Origin of the sequence: Pseudomonas sp. C32 (genome assembly GCF_030417915.1) — a bacterium.
Taxonomy (GTDB): domain Bacteria; phylum Pseudomonadota; class Gammaproteobacteria; order Pseudomonadales; family Pseudomonadaceae; genus Aquipseudomonas.
On record NZ_JAUHUK010000009.1, the window covers coordinates 193182 to 208646 of the forward strand.

17 protein-coding genes are annotated in these 15465 nt (G+C 58.4%); 9 read left to right on the plus strand and 8 right to left on the minus strand.

Annotated elements, in window-relative coordinates; translation table 11 throughout:
• Positions 1–13: 13 nt before the first annotated feature.
• On the plus strand, positions 14–1627 hold the full coding sequence (locus QYH43_RS12860) for an EAL domain-containing protein (protein WP_095059711.1): 1614 nt from the start codon (positions 14–16) through the stop codon (positions 1625–1627).
• A gap of 7 nt (positions 1628–1634) precedes the next feature.
• Here QYH43_RS12860 and QYH43_RS12865 read toward each other — a convergent pair whose 3' ends face one another.
• Together QYH43_RS12865 and algB are read right to left on the minus strand one after the other, a co-directional pair.
• Positions 1635–3428 (minus strand): KinB sensor domain-containing domain, encoded by a 1794-nt coding sequence (locus QYH43_RS12865; protein WP_301157148.1) that lies wholly within the window; start codon positions 3426–3428, stop codon positions 1635–1637.
• Positions 3429–3438: 10 nt separating this feature from the next.
• The gene (gene algB, locus QYH43_RS12870; RefSeq protein WP_095059709.1) at positions 3439–4785 is read right to left on the minus strand and encodes a sigma-54-dependent response regulator transcription factor AlgB; all 1347 of its coding nucleotides are present in this window, start codon (positions 4783–4785) and stop codon (positions 3439–3441) included.
• 436 nt (positions 4786–5221) lie between these two features.
• Here algB and QYH43_RS12875 point away from each other — a divergent pair, with 436 nt between their 5' ends.
• The 4 genes from QYH43_RS12875 (at position 5222) to QYH43_RS12890 (ending at position 9303) form a co-directional block, all read left to right on the plus strand.
• On the plus strand, positions 5222–5506 hold the full coding sequence (locus QYH43_RS12875) for a hypothetical protein (RefSeq protein ID WP_095059708.1): 285 nt from the start codon (positions 5222–5224) through the stop codon (positions 5504–5506).
• 70 nt (positions 5507–5576) lie between these two features.
• Positions 5577–5741 (plus strand): DUF1328 domain-containing protein, encoded by a 165-nt coding sequence (locus QYH43_RS12880; RefSeq protein ID WP_020798027.1) that lies wholly within the window; start codon positions 5577–5579, stop codon positions 5739–5741.
• A gap of 810 nt (positions 5742–6551) precedes the next feature.
• Positions 6552–7883, plus strand: a complete 1332-nt coding sequence (gene gltP / locus QYH43_RS12885) for a glutamate/aspartate:proton symporter GltP (protein ID WP_095059707.1) — start codon at positions 6552–6554, stop codon at positions 7881–7883.
• A 190-nt stretch (positions 7884–8073) separates the two neighbouring features.
• Positions 8074–9303, plus strand: coding sequence for a nucleoside recognition domain-containing protein (locus QYH43_RS12890; protein ID WP_301157149.1), 1230 nt, complete (start codon positions 8074–8076; stop codon positions 9301–9303).
• Here QYH43_RS12890 and QYH43_RS12895 read toward each other — a convergent pair.
• Positions 9285–10388, minus strand: a complete 1104-nt coding sequence (locus QYH43_RS12895; RefSeq protein WP_301157150.1) for an aminopeptidase — start codon at positions 10386–10388, stop codon at positions 9285–9287. The two genes, QYH43_RS12890 and QYH43_RS12895, sit on opposite strands and share 19 nt — an antisense overlap.
• A 59-nt stretch (positions 10389–10447) precedes the next feature.
• Here QYH43_RS12895 and QYH43_RS12900 point away from each other — a divergent pair, with 59 nt between their 5' ends.
• Together QYH43_RS12900 and QYH43_RS12905 are read left to right on the plus strand one after the other, a co-directional pair.
• Positions 10448–10870, plus strand: coding sequence for a hypothetical protein (locus tag QYH43_RS12900; RefSeq protein WP_095059704.1), 423 nt, complete (start codon positions 10448–10450; stop codon positions 10868–10870).
• A gap of 40 nt (positions 10871–10910) precedes the next feature.
• On the plus strand, positions 10911–11333 hold the full coding sequence (locus tag QYH43_RS12905; RefSeq protein WP_095059703.1) for a hypothetical protein: 423 nt from the start codon (positions 10911–10913) through the stop codon (positions 11331–11333).
• A gap of 3 nt (positions 11334–11336) precedes the next feature.
• On the opposite strand, the gene QYH43_RS12910 is transcribed toward QYH43_RS12905, so the two are convergent.
• Positions 11337–11570 (minus strand): DUF1161 domain-containing protein, encoded by a 234-nt coding sequence (locus QYH43_RS12910; protein ID WP_095152832.1) that lies wholly within the window; start codon positions 11568–11570, stop codon positions 11337–11339.
• Between the two features lie 135 nt (positions 11571–11705).
• Complete coding sequence (locus QYH43_RS12915; protein WP_301157151.1) at positions 11706–12137, minus strand: OsmC family protein; 432 nt, start codon at positions 12135–12137, stop codon at positions 11706–11708.
• A 238-nt stretch (positions 12138–12375) separates the two neighbouring features.
• Between QYH43_RS12915 and QYH43_RS12920 the strand changes: the two genes are divergently transcribed.
• Positions 12376–13377 (plus strand): LLM class flavin-dependent oxidoreductase, encoded by a 1002-nt coding sequence (locus QYH43_RS12920; RefSeq protein WP_095059700.1) that lies wholly within the window; start codon positions 12376–12378, stop codon positions 13375–13377.
• A 67-nt stretch (positions 13378–13444) separates the two neighbouring features.
• Here the strand turns inward: QYH43_RS12920 and QYH43_RS12925 are convergent, their stop codons facing one another.
• Positions 13445–13666, minus strand: a complete 222-nt coding sequence (locus QYH43_RS12925) for a DUF1161 domain-containing protein (RefSeq protein WP_095059779.1) — start codon at positions 13664–13666, stop codon at positions 13445–13447.
• 122 nt (positions 13667–13788) lie between these two features.
• The gene (locus QYH43_RS12930; protein WP_095059699.1) at positions 13789–14004 is read right to left on the minus strand and encodes a dodecin; all 216 of its coding nucleotides are present in this window, start codon (positions 14002–14004) and stop codon (positions 13789–13791) included.
• Between the two features lie 156 nt (positions 14005–14160).
• Here QYH43_RS12930 and QYH43_RS12935 point away from each other — a divergent pair, with 156 nt between their 5' ends.
• Positions 14161–14484, plus strand: a complete 324-nt coding sequence (locus QYH43_RS12935; protein ID WP_095059698.1) for a YqjD family protein — start codon at positions 14161–14163, stop codon at positions 14482–14484.
• Here the strand turns inward: QYH43_RS12935 and QYH43_RS12940 are convergent.
• On the minus strand, positions 14481–15374 hold the full coding sequence (locus QYH43_RS12940) for a LysR family transcriptional regulator (protein ID WP_095059697.1): 894 nt from the start codon (positions 15372–15374) through the stop codon (positions 14481–14483). The two genes, QYH43_RS12935 and QYH43_RS12940, sit on opposite strands and share 4 nt — an antisense overlap.
• Between the last annotated feature and the right edge of the window lie 91 nt (positions 15375–15465).

A 15465-nucleotide genomic window follows, 5' to 3' on the forward strand; every position in this document is an offset into this window, starting at 1 on the left:
CCGGAATTCCACAATGGCTGCTGCTCGAGATACCTTTCGAAGTTGGTTCTATCACCCCTGGTTTCTGGGGTTGATGGCGGCTGTCTTGAGCACAGGCATGTTGATGACAGGCAGTCTGTTCGTCGCACTGCATCAGGTTGAGCAAAACGAGAGCGAGGAAATGAACGCTCAGGGCGAACGTTTCCTCGCCCGTCTGGAACAACTTTTCGGGCAGTTGCGAGAAAGTCTCGACGACCTTGAGGCCCAGCCGTTAAGAGGCTGCGACGATGAGATGATCGCGACCTTGCAGGCGGTCAGTTTCAATTACCGTTTCGTTTACGAAGCAGCCTACATGGATGCTTCGCGTGTCTGCTCAAATCGACCGCGTCAGGAAGGGTTGTCGCTGATTCGACCGCCAGACATCGAAGGCCCTACCTACAGTTACTGGCTCAATACCACGACTGAACCCGACGAAAACCGTGCCGCGCTGATGCTCGGGCGCGGCAATTTTCGCGTGGCGACGTCTCGTGGGCATTTGACCGACATGGTCGATCTGTCGCCGGGTAGCAGCCTGCTGGTTGTTCTGGACGATGGCGCGCGGGCCATTCCGGTGCTGGGGGTCTCACAGCCCTGGCCACCGAAAAAAGGCTGGCCACCGAAAAATCGAGACGCGCTGCAAATTACCGGGACGCGCCTGATTTACCGCATGCCCACCGACAACCCGGAATACCAATTGGTGTTGATCAGTCCACGTAGCGGCATGCATGTGCCGACGGTCTGGTGGTGGTTGTTGCCGGCCAGTTTGGCGTTGGGTGTGTGCGTGGGATTCCTGGTGTTTCTGCTGGTGCGTCAGCGACAGTCGCTGGACGCCGAGCTGACCGGCGCGATTCGACGCGGCGAGTTGCAGGTGTTGTATCAACCGATCTTCGACCTCGATAGCCGTAACTGTGTGGGCGCTGAAGCCCTGCTGCGTTGGCGCAGGCCGGACGGCACACTGACCAGTCCCGATCTGTTCATTCCAATGGCGGAGAACACCGGGCAAATTCGCCAGATGACAGACTTCGTGCTGCAACGCCTGCTTGAACAACTCGGGCAACTGCTGCGCGCCAATCCTCAGCTCTACATTTCGGTCAATCTCGCGGCGTGTGACGTGATGGTTCCGCGGATCGGCCAGGTCATGGAGCGGTTGCTGACACTGCATCGGGTCGCGGCCCGGCAGATTGCCTTCGAGGTCACCGAGCGCGGCCTGATCGATGTGGTAGTGGCCCGGGAAAACCTGCAAGCCTTGCGGGATGTCGGGCATCAGGTGTTGATCGATGATTTCGGTACCGGCTATTGCAGCCTCGCCTACCTGCAAACCTTGCCGGTGGACTGCCTGAAAATCGACAAGGCGTTTATCGACGCCCTGGGCCATGACGCCGCCAGCAGTGGTGTGGCTCCGCACATCATCCACATGGCCCAGTCACTGCACCTCAAGGTGATTGCCGAGGGCATCGAACATGAAGCCCAGGCTGCGTTACTCAGCAGCGAGGGCGTGAAGTTCGGTCAGGGCTGGCTGTTCGCCCAGGCCCTGAGCGCGGTGCAGTTCATTGAACTGATCACCCGAGGGCGCCGCCGCACGGTGCGACGATTGGATGATGAAGCCTGACGCCGCTCTAAACGGTCAGCGCCATGTAGAACTGTGTGCCCTGTCCTGGTCGTGAATAGACGCCCATCCGACCGCCATGCAATTGCACGATTTCCTTGCACAGGGCCAGACCGAGCCCGGCACCGCCCTTCTTGCGCCCGACCTGCACGAACGGTTCAAAGATCCGTCCTTGCTGGCCGTAGGCAATGCCTTCGCCATTGTCTTCAACGCTGATGATCACCCGATCGCCATGCCGTCGGGCCTGCAGACGTATGCGCCCGCCCGAGCCGGTGTGGCGCAGCGCGTTGTCGATCAGGTTATCGAGTACCCGGTCCAATTGCAGCTGGTCAGCTTGCAGCCAAGGCAACGGTCCCTGCACTTCTACCAGCAGGTCGATTTCCTTTTCGCTGGCTGATTCGGCAAAGCGTGTTTGAGCCTGCTCCAGCAAATCCTCGATGGAACAGGGTGTCAGGGTGAGTTTTTGCAAGCCGTTCTGGTAGCGGGAGAAGTTCAGCAGGTCGTTGATCAGTTGCATCAGGCGCTGCATCTCTTCGTTGACCGTGTCCAGCAGATCGGCCTCCCGGGAGTCAGGGGCAAAGTGCGCACGTTCGCGAAACAGACCGAACGCCATGTGCATGCCGGTGACCGGTGTTCGCAACTCATGAGACGCTCGTAACACGAACTCGCTGCGTACCCGTTCGAAGGCCCGCTGTTCCGTTACGTCATGCAGCACCATCACGGCACCGAGAATATGGCCCTGGGTATGGCTGACCGGGGTCAGGCTGTAGGTCAACACGCGCGCTTCACCGTCGACCTCGATGCTCAAATCGTCCGGCGCTCGCTCCAGCGTGCCGCCGCGCAGGACCAGTTGCAGCTGCGGATCGAGTTCAGGGCGCTCCAATGCCGTGCCCAAGCCCTGCCCCAAGCGGTCAGAGTCCCAGCCGAGTTGGCGTTGGGCCACGGGGTTGAGGTGCTCCAGGTTGCCCTGGCGGTCGATCATCAGTAGACCGTCGTCGATACTGTCGAGGACTGCCTGCAAACGCTGCTGACCTGCCAGAAGCTCGTCGACGTTGGTGGCCTGATGGTCACGCAATGCTTCGGCCATGATCCCGAAACGCCGGGTCAGTTGGTTCAACTCCGCAGCCGACGAGATCGGCAGGGTGACGTCGAAATTACCTTGGCCGATGTTATCCGCTGCCTGGACCAGGGCTTCAATCGGCGCTCCGAAACGCCGAGCAAGGGCATGGGCGGTGACGAAGCCGATGATCAGCACTGCCAGTCCCACCAGCCCGAGTAACCCGGCTACCAGAAGCGCACGTTCACGGGCCTGTTGCTGGATCAGGTTGATGGCGTCCAGCGCGCGTTTGTGTTCGATGATCAAGCCATTACGCAGTGCGTTGAACTTGTCGGCGAGGTCATTGTGGCTGCCGAGGACATTTGTGGTGTTCGGGGACAGCTCATACGCCTGGATGAAGCTCTGGTAATCCGCCTTGGCTTTTCTGAATCCGTACTCGTTGCCTTTCTCGTCTTGTGGCTCTTGGGCGATACCTTCTTCAAGCAAACTGAAGTATTGCTGCTTGGAGGCTTCGAAGGCATTTGGATCGGGTTTGTCGCTGAGCAGGATGACCAGTTGGTCGCCCAGGGTCTGACGTAGCTTGAGACCCAGATCCAGAGTGGCGAAATTGTTGCGGATCAGCGATTCCTGGCTAGCCGCCATCTGCATCACGCCGATCAGCCCGAGTAGCAGCCCGAACAAGGCTGCGGTGATGAGTGCGGAAATGCTCAGGAAGAGCCGTGTCCTCAACTTCATCGCCAGTTTCATTGGCAGTGGCTCACAAGTTGTACTGCTTGCGTTTGCGGTACAGCGTCGAAGCATCGATGCCGAGGGTTTTGGCGGCTTGGTCGAGCGTGTCGGCGGTGGCCAGGACTGCGCCGATGTGGGCTTTTTCCAGTTCGTCCAGGCTCAGCGCCGCGCCGATACGTGGCGCATTGTTGACCGGGGTTTCGGCCATGCCCAGGTGGTTGATCTCGACGCGCTCCTGCGGGCAGATGATGCTCGCGCGTTCGACGACATTGCGCAGCTCGCGGATGTTGCCCGGCCAGCGGTAGCTCAGCAGCGCTTCCCGCGCCTCATCGCTGAAGGCCCGTGCCGGACGTGCGTACTCTTTGACGAACCGCGCCAGGAACCGATCGGCGAGGGTGAGAATATCTTCGCGGCGTTCACGCAGCGGCGGCAGGTGCAAAGTAATGACGTTCAGTCGATAGAGCAGATCTTCGCGGAAGCGGCCGTCACGCACCATGTCCTCAAGGTTGAGGTTGGTGGCCGCGAGGATGCGCACATCGGCGCGACGGGTCACGGGATCGCCGACGCGTTCATACTCCTTGTCCTGGATGAAGCGCAGCAACTTTGGCTGCAACGTCAGTGGAAAATCGCCGATTTCGTCAAGAAACAACGTGCCACCGTCAGCCTGGTTGACGCGACCCAGGGTGCTTTCGCTCGCCCCGGTGAATGCGCCACGGCTATGGCCGAAGAGCTCGCTTTCCATGAGCTCGGCCGTCAGCGACGGGCAATTGATCGTGACGCAGGATTTCTTCGCCCGCTTGCTCCAGCCGTGGATCGCCTGGGACAACTCACCCTTGCCGGTGCCGGATTCGCCAAGAATCAGGATGTTGGCGTCGGTGGTGGCGACCTGTCGGGCGGTTTCGAGAACCACCTTCATGGCCGGACTGTGGGAGTCCAGACCATCCTTGGGTTTGCGTACCTCACCTTCCAGGGCTTCCAGGCGCGCCGACAGTTGCCGCACCTCCAATTGCTTGGCGGTGGCCAGTCGCAATTGATCAGGGCTGCATGGCTTGACCAGATAGTCGGCGGCACCGGCCTGGATGGCGTCCACTGCCGTGTCGACGGCCGAGTGCGCCGTGACAATCACGACCCGCATCCAGGGCGCTTGTACGCGCATTTGCGCCAGCACATCGAGCCCGTTGTCTTCGCCAAGGCGCAAATCGAGGAAGCACAGATCGAAAACCTGACGTTGCAGCAACGTCTCTGCCTGCGCGGCGCTGGTGGCAGTGGCCACGCTGTAGCCTTCGTCTTCGAGGCAATATCGGAAAGTACGCAGGATGGCGGATTCATCGTCCACCAGCAGAATACGGCCTTGATGCTCAGTGGCTGATTCCATTTTCCTACGCTCCTTAGTGAATGGTCTGAATTTAGTCCCGGAAAAATCGGGCAAGTTGCATGGTTGATTCTGAGCCATTCCTGCACAGAGAGGGTAGCGCTCATCTCAATGATCAGTTAGCAGCCTGATTCTTTGGGTCTTTTAATAGAATCCCGGTTTCAGACAACGTCCTGCGTCCATTTCTGACATCTGCGCCCTCCTCGCAATTCCAAAAAAATTACGACTTCCTTGATTGGGATCGTGCAATTCGCACGGTTCTAGGGTCGGCATCGTGCAGGATGCGCCTGAAGTGATTTTCGTTAAGTTGATAACGTATTGATTTAAAAGGTGTTTTGTTCTCAAAAAAATCTGGCATGCAGGGTGCAATGGTCTGATTAACCAGGGCATTCAAGAACAAACGCCCGTCAATCCCGACTTGATTGGGAGGAGCTTCAGGATGAACCGTCAACGTGCCGCCCACTTGCGCCTATCGCCGCTGTATTTCCAGCAAGGCTTGTTCGCTGCTCTGGCGCTGATGATCACATTGATCGGCGGCCAGCAGTTTGTGCGCTGGGAGCAGAGTCAGCAGCCAGACGCGGCGCGCCCAACGTTTCAGTACCCGACCCAAACCCAATTCAGCGCTGTCAGCAGCCAGGCCGACAGCACCCCGATGCGAATGATGGACGTCGACCAGGCCCAGCCTGTGGACGAGATGCGTCCCCAGGAGCGTTGGGTGTTCTAGGCAATACACCTGTCGCCTTTGATGCGCCGGGAAACGCAGCACCTTTAATAGACGCGTAAGGAGAATCACCATGTTGAGCTGGGCAATCACATTCCTGATCATTGCCATTGTCGCTGCCGTACTGGGCTTCGGTGGTATCGCGGGCACCGCCACGGGTATCGCCAAGATTCTGTTTGTCGTGTTCCTGGTGATGTTCATTGCTTCCTTCTTCTTTAGCCGTCGCGGTCGCGGCTGACATGAGCGGTTTGTCGAAAACACTGGCAGCCGCCCTGCTGTTGGGCGGTAGTGCCAGGGCTTGCCGACATGCCTGATCTGCGTATGCAGGGTTTGTTGAAAGATCAGAATTTGTACAGGAAAGAGGCCGCCGCGCTTCTTTCCATCTGCGCCACCTGAGGAAGGCCGGCGCATGACCATGGGGTCGGGACGTTCTGCCTGTGTCAGGGGCGGAGTGACCTACGGGTACAGGGAGTGCCTGCGCGAGGGCCGGGTCAGGAAAAGCTGCGTCGCAAGTTCGCCGACCGACCCAGGCTCGACGGACTTGCGAAGGGCTTGATCACACATACGCTTGAGACCGTCATTCCTTCGTTTTTCCTCTCCCGTTGGTCATCTGCGCTCACAAACATGATTTGCGCAGCAATCTCTGTGACCGTATATCGAGAAAAATAACCGTTATTTTGCTGTGATTTTTCTCGCCATCACGTGGGATTTTGCTGAAAAAACCACGATCCTGCCCTGCTCAAAAAACAACCAACCTGCTCTGTGATGACCGGTTCACGGCGCTTATGCCTGCTGAAATGTCGTATTCGAACCGATTGCGACGTCGCTTTCAGTAAAAAAACCTCATGCCGATTCGGCATGGGGTAGGCGTTTACGGCATTAGACGTCGCTTCCTTGCATCGGAATAGTTGCGCCTTTTTTCGCCTGCCAGAGAGCTATTAACAAGTGCTCCGGGGCTCCTTATACGGGGGCAGATGCACAGACGGTTTCGCCACAAGCGGGCCAGTCCATGCGTCTGTCCGAGTCAAACTGAAGTAAGGGTAAAGATATGAAGAAGGCAAAGCTTAGCCTCGCCTGGCAGATCCTCATCGGTCTGGTATTGGGGATTGCAATCGGTGCGCTGCTCAACCATTTCAGTGCCGAAAAAGCCTGGTGGATCAGCAACGTCCTGCAACCGGCAGGCGATATCTTTATCCGTCTGATCAAGATGATTGTGATCCCGATCGTGATCTCTTCGCTGATCGTCGGCATTGCCGGTGTGGGTGATGCGAAGAAACTCGGTAGCATCGGCCTCAAAACCATCATCTACTTTGAAGTCGTCACCACCATTGCCATCGTCGTAGGCCTGCTGATGGCCAACCTGTTCCATCCGGGTGCCGGCATCGACATGAGCACGCTGGGAACGGTGGATATCTCCAAGTACCAGGCGACGGCGGCGGAGGTCCAGCATGAACACGCGTTCATTGAGACCATCCTCAACCTGATCCCGTCGAACATCTTCGCGGCCATGACCCGCGGCGAAATGCTGCCGATCATCTTCTTCTCCGTGCTGTTCGGTCTCGGTCTGTCGAGCCTCAAGCCAGAGTTGCGTGATCCGCTGGTCACGATGTTCCAGGGCGTGTCGGAAAGCATGTTCAAGGTCACCCACATGATCATGAACTACGCCCCGATCGGCGTCTTCGCACTGATCGCGGTAACCGTGGCCAACTTCGGTTTCGCTTCCCTGCTGCCGCTGGCGAAACTGGTGATCCTGGTTTACGTCGCCATCGCCTTCTTCGCCTTCGTGGTGCTGGGCCTGATCGCACGCCTGTTCGGCTTCTCGGTGATCAAGCTGATGCGCATCTTCAAGGATGAGCTGGTGCTGGCCTACTCCACCGCTTCCTCCGAGACCGTGCTGCCGCGCGTGATCGAGAAGATGGAAGCCTACGGCGCACCGAAAGCCATTTGCAGCTTCGTGGTACCGACCGGCTACTCGTTCAACCTCGACGGTTCGACCCTGTATCAAAGCATCGCGGCGATCTTCATTGCTCAGCTGTACGGCATTGACCTGTCGGTCGGCCAGCAACTGCTGCTGGTCCTGACCCTGATGGTCACCTCCAAAGGCATCGCCGGCGTACCGGGCGTGTCCTTCGTGGTACTGCTGGCAACTCTGGGCAGCGTTGGTATTCCGCTGGAAGGTCTGGCGTTCATCGCCGGTGTCGACCGCATCATGGACATGGCGCGTACCGCACTGAACGTGATCGGCAACGCCCTGGCCGTACTGGTTATCTCGCGTTGGGAAGGCATGTACGACGATGCCAAGGGCCAGCGCTACTGGAACTCCCTGCCACACTGGCGCAGCAAGGAAAAGCTGCCGGCTGGTGAAGTTTCCAGCAACTGACACCCTCTGTAGAAACCGGCTTGCTGGCGATGAACGATAACGCGATGTGACAGATACACCGCGGTGCAGCAATCGCCAGCAAGCCGGCTCCTACAGATGTGTAGCGCATAGACAAACCCCGGAGAAATCCGGGGTTTGTCGTTTCTGGCCACCCCGCTATCATTCGCGCATCTTTTGGGGGATTTGACTGATGCTTAATGGCCTGTGGCTTGGCTTCTTCGTTGTGGCCGCAATATCGGCGCTGGTGCAGTGGCTGGTCGGCAGTAATGCCGGGATTTTTGCGGCGATGGTGGAGAGCATTTTCGCCATGGCCAAGCTGTCGGTCGAAGTGATGGTCCTGCTGTTCGGCACCCTCACCCTCTGGCTCGGCTTTCTGCGGATCGCCGAGAAAGCCGGGATCGTCGAATGGCTGGCCAAGGCGCTCGGCCCGCTGTTTTTGCGCCTCATGCCGGAAGTCCCGCCCGGTCACCCGGCCATCGGCCTGATCACCCTGAACTTCGCCGCCAACGGCCTGGGCCTGGACAACGCAGCCACGCCGATTGGCCTCAAAGCCATGAAGGCCCTGCAGGAGCTCAATCCCAGCGCCACCATCGCCAGTAACGCGCAGATCCTGTTCCTGGTGCTCAACGCGTCGTCCCTGACGCTGTTGCCGGTGACGATCTTCATGTACCGCGCCCAACAAGGCGCGCCTGACCCGACGCTGGTGTTCCTGCCCATTCTGCTGGCCACCAGTTGCTCGACCATCGTCGGCTTTTTATCCGTGGCCTTCATGCAACGCCTGCGCATCTGGGACCCGGTGGTGCTGGCCTACATGATTCCCGGTGCCCTCATCCTCGGTGGCTTCATGGCGCTGTTGGGCACGATGTCGGCCGCCGCACTGGCCGGTTTGTCATCGATCCTCGGCAACCTGACGCTGTTCGGTCTGATCATGCTGTTCCTTGTGATCGGCGCGCTGCGCAAAGTGAAGGTCTACGAGGCCTTCGTCGAGGGTGCCAAAGAAGGCTTCGATGTCGCGAAGAACCTGCTGCCGTATCTGGTGGCGATGCTGTGTGCGGTGGGCGTGCTGCGGGCGTCCGGGGCGCTGGACTTTGGCCTGGACGGGATTCGTCATCTGGTGGAATGGGCTGGTTGGGATACGCGATTCGTCGATGCGTTGCCAACCGCCATGGTCAAACCCTTCTCCGGCAGCGCTGCCCGGGCGATGTTGATTGAAACCATGAAGACCTCGGGCGTGGACAGCTTCCCGGCGCTGGTGGCGGCAACCGTCCAGGGCAGCACCGAAACGACGTTCTATGTGCTGGCGGTGTACTTCGGCGCCGTGGGCATCCAGCGCGCTCGGCATGCGGTCGGTTGTGCGCTGCTGGCGGAACTGGCCGGGGTGCTCGGTGCGATCGGCGTTTGCTACTGGTTCTTCGGTTGATGGGTGCTTGCTGATCCGGACAGCGCTTTGAGTGCTGTCTTGCGCTCCTCGAGCGGCAAGGCGCCAAGCTTTTCCACGGCGGCGTAGAACTTCAGCCAGTCACCGCCCGCCTGGTTGAACAATGCCGCAAATGCGGGTACCCATTGGTCATACAGGCCAAACGGCAGCAATCGGGCATTGTTCATCGGAGCATTGATCCAGGCGTCGTAGCGTTTGTCGCCTGCCCACTGACGGTCGCGCATTTGCCGGTATTCGCCACGTAACCGCTCAAACTCCGCCGCTTTGCGCTGACGCATTTGTTCGGCCGGCAATGGCAGCGCGTAGAGCTTCTCCAACCGCTTGCGGGTATCCAGCACCCGTTCGATGAACTGATCACGCTGGCGTGCCTGCGCATTGTTATCGGGAGGAAGGTTGCGAAAGGCGCGCCACTGACGAGTGCCCTCTTGCTCGACAAACGTGGCAAACGACTCGTTGAACTCGGTGTCGTCCTTCACATACATACGCTGATGCGCCAACTCGTGAAAAATCAGCGTAGCCAGTCGTTCATCGCCCCAACCCATCATCGAATTCAAGATCGGATCGTTGAACCAGCCGAGTGTCGAATAGGCCTCGACACCGCCAATCGACACATCCATACCTTGCAGACGTTGCAGGGCTGCTTCACCGCGAGCCGCGCTCTGGCTGTAATAACCGCGATAGGCCACGCAACCCGCGATGGGAAAGCAGTGGTTTTGCGGGGTCAGGGAGAATTCCGGCGTGACGAAAACATTCCAGACCACATATGGCCGGCCAATATCGGCGTACAGGCGATAGCTCTGGTTGTCCGGTAGACGCAGCTGCTGGCTGGCGAACGTCCGGGCCTTTTGTGACTGGGCCAGGTGAGCGCGCAGTTTTTGATCGCGAGCCGGATCGGCGATCACTTCGCAAACAGGCTCCCGCGCTCGCAACAGTTGCAGCTGGCCACTGGCCAACTGACTGTAATAGCTGACGCTGCTGCAACCGTTGAGCAACAAAAACATCACACCCGGAAACAAAACGCGAAAAACGCGATCAAGTAACCCAAGGCTTGGAAGTGGCCTGATCAAAATGAATTTACCCTGGAGAGTCTGCCCGCAAGACTATCCCGCCTGACTGGAGCTCCGCTATGCGCATGTTGATGCTGACGGGAAGCCTGCTGTTGCTGGCTGGCTGTGCTGGATTTGGACTACCGCACCACGATCCCTCGCAAGCCTGGATCGATCTGGATTCACAACAAGAAGATACGGCTTTGCAGGCACTGGAGGTCGACGACAAGGCCACTGAGGACAAGCGCTACTTTGAGGTTCAACCCGGCAGCCATGAGTTGACCGTTCGCTACCAGTTCACCGTGCAACCCACCAACATCGGGCCCGACGCTGAGCCGCTGTGGCGCGATTGTCAGATCAACGTGAAATTCAAGGAATTCAATGCCGGCGAGCGCTATGAACTGCAGGCGGGCAATATCGGTTTCCGGCCTTGGGCAAAGCTCTACGATCAACAGCGCAAAGTGATTGGTCAGGGCACGCCGGCGGGCTGCCAACGCACCTGATCAGCGTTATGCTGGATGCCTACCCCTTGAGACATCCAACATGCGCAGGTTGATGCTGTTGTTCGCCGCCAGTGTGGTCGCGGGCTGCCAAACCCCGATGCCGACACCCAATCCTCAAATGGCCTGGGTGGAGTTCTCTACGCCCTTCCCTAACGACAAGTTGTTGATGGCCGAGCGCCTCGACAAGCAGCGATTGCGCGACGGGCGTTATTTCGAAGTGTTGCCCGGCAGCCATGAGCTGGTCGTCCGGTTCGACTTCGAAGTACCCGGTGGCGGGGGCATGAGTATGATGAGTGGGCCCTCGGAACGGCTTTGCTACCTGACCATCAGATATGATCATTTCGAAGCCGGTCAGCGTTACGTGCTCGAAGGCCGCTCAATCGCCTTCACCCCTGGCGCCCGGCTGTATAACGCCAAGCGGGAGATCGTCGCTGAAGATCGGGAAGCCTACTGCCTGATGTGAGTGTCAGCGGTCGTTCTTCTGGTAGATGATCTTCTTGGTGCCGTTTTCACACGAACCCACGACCATATTCTTGTCGTGCACTTCGTCGTTGGTGACGATTTCAAGCGTGTAGGAGGTTACTCCGCTGGCCTGGATCTTGGCTTCGATCTCGGCCTTGAGTTCTTCACAGGGTTTCGGTGCGGCGATCGCCGATGTGGCCAGCGCGCAACAGATAACCGCCAAGGCAAAACGTTTCATGGTTGAAGCTCCTTTGAGGCAGCACGCACGGTAATGCGTTTTGGCTGCTGTCATTTATTCGACCACAGTTTTGCCGTTCAGGTTTTGTTTCAGGGCAAAAAGTTCGCAGCCCGAAGGCTGCGAAGCGCAAGCGTATTAGCCAACCAGCGTCGCATCCAGGCTGATTTTCGCATTCAGCACTTTGGACACCGGACAGCCTTCTTTAGCCTTGTTGCTCAGCTCTTCGAACTGGGCTTGAGTTGCGCCGGGGATTTTCGCCTTGAGGATCAGTTTCACGGCCGTGATCGCAAAGCCGCCATCCACCTGGTCCAGAGTCACTTCAGCGTTGGTATCGATGCTGTCGGCTTTCAGCCCCGCCTCCCCCAGAATCATAGAAAACGCCATGGAGAAACAACCCGCGTGGGCTGCGCCGATCAGCTCTTCCGGGTTGGTACCTTTGCCGCCCTCGAAGCGCGCTTTGAAGCCATAAGGTGCCTCTCTGAGTACGCCGGTTTCCGTGGAAATCGAGCCGATGCCGGTTTTCAGGTCCCCTTCCCAATGAGCCGATGCTTTCTTGGTGATAGCCATGCCTGTCTCCTCAAGAGCGGCGCGAAATGTCACGCCTTTGTGGTTTTCGATTAGCAGGGTTGTGAGGATAGACCGAGGCGCAAAGTTCATCCTGTCCGATCGGGACGCTTTTTTTGCAGGATTTTTTACCCGGCTATTGAATCTCGGGTATATGCCCACATTGCATGAAACACGCCTTTGGATTCGGCAGGTTTTTGCTCGCATAAAAACCTGCGCCCTCATTTGGAGAAGCAGGTTTATGAAACGACTGTCCGATATCAAGTTCTCGACCCTCGATCTGGTGCCTGTGCGCGAGAACGGCAGCCCCGCCCAGTCGCTGCGCAACTCGCTGGACCTGGCGCAACACGTCGAGAAGTTCGGCTACAACCGCTTCTGGGTCGCCGAGCACCACAACATGGATGGCATCGCCAGTTCCGCTACATCGGTGCTGCTCGGCTATCTTGCGGGCGGCACATCGACCATTCGTGTCGGTTCGGGTGGCGTGATGTTACCCAACCACGCGCCGCTGGTGATCGCGGAGCAGTTCGGCACCCTGGAAAGCCTCTATCCTGGCCGGATCGATCTGGGCCTTGGCCGTGCGCCTGGCTCCGATCAGATGACCGCGCGCGCGCTGCGCCGTGAACGCTCCGGCAGCGCCGATGACTTCCCGGAAGATGTCGCCGAACTGGTCCGCTACCTAGGCCCGCGAACCCCGGACCAACGCATCATCGCAATGCCGGGCACCGGTACGAATGTACCGGTCTGGCTGTTGGGTTCGAGCCTGTTCAGTGCACAACTGGCAGGTGAGCGCGGTTTGCCCTACGCATTCGCCTCACATTTCGCGCCGCGCTACATGCACGAGGCGATTCGCGTCTATCGCAACCATTTCAAGCCATCGGCCGTGTTGGACAAACCCTACGTGATGCTCGGTGTGCCGCTGGTGGCTGCCGACACCGATGAGCAAGCCGATTACCTGGCGACGTCGGTGTACCAAAGGATTCTCGCGCTCATGCGTGGTCAGAGCCTGGTGCAGCGTCCGCCGGTGGAATCCATGGATGGCCTGTGGCTACCCCATGAGCGAGAAGCTGTGCGTGATTTCCTGGGGTTGGCCATGGTGGGCAGCCCGCAGAAAATCCGCGCCAAGCTGGACGTGCTCATTGAGCAGACTCAGGCGGACGAGCTGATTTTTACCTGTGACTTGTACGAACATTCCGATCGCGTGCATTCCTACGAACTGCTGGCGCAAGTCATGAAAGGTTGATGCGAAAACCCGATGACAAAAAAGCCGACGCCTTGGCGTCGGCTTTTAATAACGCACAGAAATCGGGCTATCGCTTGTAAACAATGACCTTGGTGCCGCTTTCACAGGTGCCGACGATTTGTCCGCCGGCCTCAGCGCCTTTATCGACGATTTCCAGTGAATAACCGGAAACGCCCTTGGCATCCAGTTTCGCTGCGATTTCGGCTTTCAGTTCTTCGCATGGCTTGCCGGCCGCAAACACAGAACCGGCAAGGCTCAACAAACCTGCTGCCAATATAAATTTCTTCATCGGTTGCATCCCCTGGTCGAATCAAAAGGGTTATCCAGCGGTCTGCCAGACGCGCTCATACAGCGCTTTGCCATTCCCTGTGGCATACGGCCAGCACGCAAGTTCAGAAGACTAGACTAAAGTCAGCTGCTGGCAATCCGGAACCCGACCTTAAGGGTCACCTGAAAGTGCGCGGCCTTGCCATCCTTGATATGCCCTCGGGTTTCGGTCACTTCAAACCATTCCAAATACTTGATGGTTTTACTGGCTTCGGCCAGTGCGTTGTTGATCGCATCTTCAATGCTGGTGGTGGACGAGCCGACCAGCTCGACTTTCTTATAGGTGTGATGGTCAGTCATGGCGTTCTCCTCGGCGTGTGAATTACAGCCTAGCAGTGATTTTTCCTATTACTTCAGTCGACACATCCGCAGTGAAGTTCAGATTTACTGCACTTTCTCCTTCACCTGAAGTCCCAACCAACACACGCTACTCATCACCAATGCAGGAGAGCCACCATGGCCAGCACTTCGTTACGTAAAGCCTCATTGCAAAGCATGGAAGCCGAGATCGAGAGTCTGCTCAAGTCGTTGGAAAGCCTTAAGGACGACACCTCGGACGAGTCGCGTAGAACCCTGAAAAGCCTGAAAGTCAACGCCGAGAATGCGTTGACGCATTCGCGACACCTACTCTCCGATGCCTATGAAGAGGTCAAGGTCAAAACCCGTGAAACCGGGATCGCCACCCGCGATTACGCTCAGGAACATCCCTGGACAACAGCCGGAGTCGCGGTGGGTGCGTTGGGCCTGTTGGCTGCTTATTTGCTGTGCAAGCGTGATTAATCCGCTCGACGCAGCTCATTCTTGAGCCACTGCGCCAGTTGCCGGGCGCGTCCGTCTGCGGCGCGCTTGGGCAGCCACAACGCCAGTTGCGCCGAGGTTTCGCTGAAACCCCAAGGTGCAACCAGGCGGCCAGCCTTCAAGTCCTCGGCCACTAACGGCTCGGGGGCAATCGCCACACCCAGCCCCGCAACGGCAGCCTCCAGCAAGTAATACAAATGCTCGAAGCCCTGACCATACGTCAATGTCCCGGCGTCGAGGTCGCGCTGCTGCGCCCAGCTTGGCCAGGCTTGTGGGCGTGATGTGGTGTGCAACAGTGGTTCGCTCAGCAGTGCCGTAGCAGGCGAGTGTTTTAGTCCTTCATAACCGGCAAAGCGCGGGCTCATGACCGGTCCGATGCGTTCGCTGGCCAGTTCGAAGACCTGCATGTCCGCTGGCCACGGCGGTTCGGCGAACACCAGGAGTGCGTCCAGCCCCGGCCGTCGTGGGTCGAGATCGCCTTCTCCGGCAGACAGGTGCAACCGAAGGTCTGGCAGATCCGCATTGAGCCGTCCCAGGCGCGGGATGAACCAGCGCGCCAACAGGCTTCCCGAACAACCAAGCACGAAGGGTGCGTCGGCGGTGCTTTGCGTGAGCTCAGCGCACACGGTGCGCAAGCGTTCAAACGCTTCGGCGCTCACATCGCGCAGTCGCATGCCGGCATCTGTGAGTTTAAGGCCGCGACCTTCCTTGATGAACAGGCTCACACCCAAGTGCTCTTCCAGCACTTTCAACTGACGGCTGACGGCGCCATGGGTCACGTGCAGCTGTTCGGCAGCCTGACTGACGCTGTTTAAGCGAGCAGTGGCTTCGAAGGCGCGCAAGGCGTTCAGCGGTGGGAGATCGTGGCTCATTAGATCTGTGAGTTTTCCTGACAGGTTGTGGTGATCTTATCGGTTTTCAGCCGAGGACGTCAGGGGTAGAGTGAAGCCCATTATCACTTCA

Bases quoted from the DNA above. Each gene is read 5' to 3' on its own strand.
- QYH43_RS12860 (WP_095059711.1), top strand. From the start codon at position 14: ATGGCTGCTGCTCGAGATACCTTTCGAAGTTGGTTCTATCACCCCTGG.
- QYH43_RS12865 (WP_301157148.1), bottom strand. From the start codon at position 3,428: ATGAAACTGGCGATGAAGTTGAGGACACGGCTCTTCCTGAGCATTTCC.
- algB (WP_095059709.1), bottom strand. From the start codon at position 4,785: ATGGAATCAGCCACTGAGCATCAAGGCCGTATTCTGCTGGTGGACGAT.
- QYH43_RS12875 (WP_095059708.1), top strand. From the start codon at position 5,222: ATGAACCGTCAACGTGCCGCCCACTTGCGCCTATCGCCGCTGTATTTC.
- QYH43_RS12880 (WP_020798027.1), top strand. From the start codon at position 5,577: ATGTTGAGCTGGGCAATCACATTCCTGATCATTGCCATTGTCGCTGCC.
- gltP (WP_095059707.1), top strand. From the start codon at position 6,552: ATGAAGAAGGCAAAGCTTAGCCTCGCCTGGCAGATCCTCATCGGTCTG.
- QYH43_RS12890 (WP_301157149.1), top strand. From the start codon at position 8,074: ATGCTTAATGGCCTGTGGCTTGGCTTCTTCGTTGTGGCCGCAATATCG.
- QYH43_RS12900 (WP_095059704.1), top strand. From the start codon at position 10,448: ATGCGCATGTTGATGCTGACGGGAAGCCTGCTGTTGCTGGCTGGCTGT.
- QYH43_RS12905 (WP_095059703.1), top strand. From the start codon at position 10,911: ATGCGCAGGTTGATGCTGTTGTTCGCCGCCAGTGTGGTCGCGGGCTGC.
- QYH43_RS12910 (WP_095152832.1), bottom strand. From the start codon at position 11,570: ATGAAACGTTTTGCCTTGGCGGTTATCTGTTGCGCGCTGGCCACATCG.
- QYH43_RS12915 (WP_301157151.1), bottom strand. From the start codon at position 12,137: ATGGCTATCACCAAGAAAGCATCGGCTCATTGGGAAGGGGACCTGAAA.
- QYH43_RS12920 (WP_095059700.1), top strand. From the start codon at position 12,376: ATGAAACGACTGTCCGATATCAAGTTCTCGACCCTCGATCTGGTGCCT.
- QYH43_RS12925 (WP_095059779.1), bottom strand. From the start codon at position 13,666: ATGAAGAAATTTATATTGGCAGCAGGTTTGTTGAGCCTTGCCGGTTCT.
- QYH43_RS12930 (WP_095059699.1), bottom strand. From the start codon at position 14,004: ATGACTGACCATCACACCTATAAGAAAGTCGAGCTGGTCGGCTCGTCC.
- QYH43_RS12935 (WP_095059698.1), top strand. From the start codon at position 14,161: ATGGCCAGCACTTCGTTACGTAAAGCCTCATTGCAAAGCATGGAAGCC.
- QYH43_RS12940 (WP_095059697.1), bottom strand. From the start codon at position 15,374: ATGAGCCACGATCTCCCACCGCTGAACGCCTTGCGCGCCTTCGAAGCC.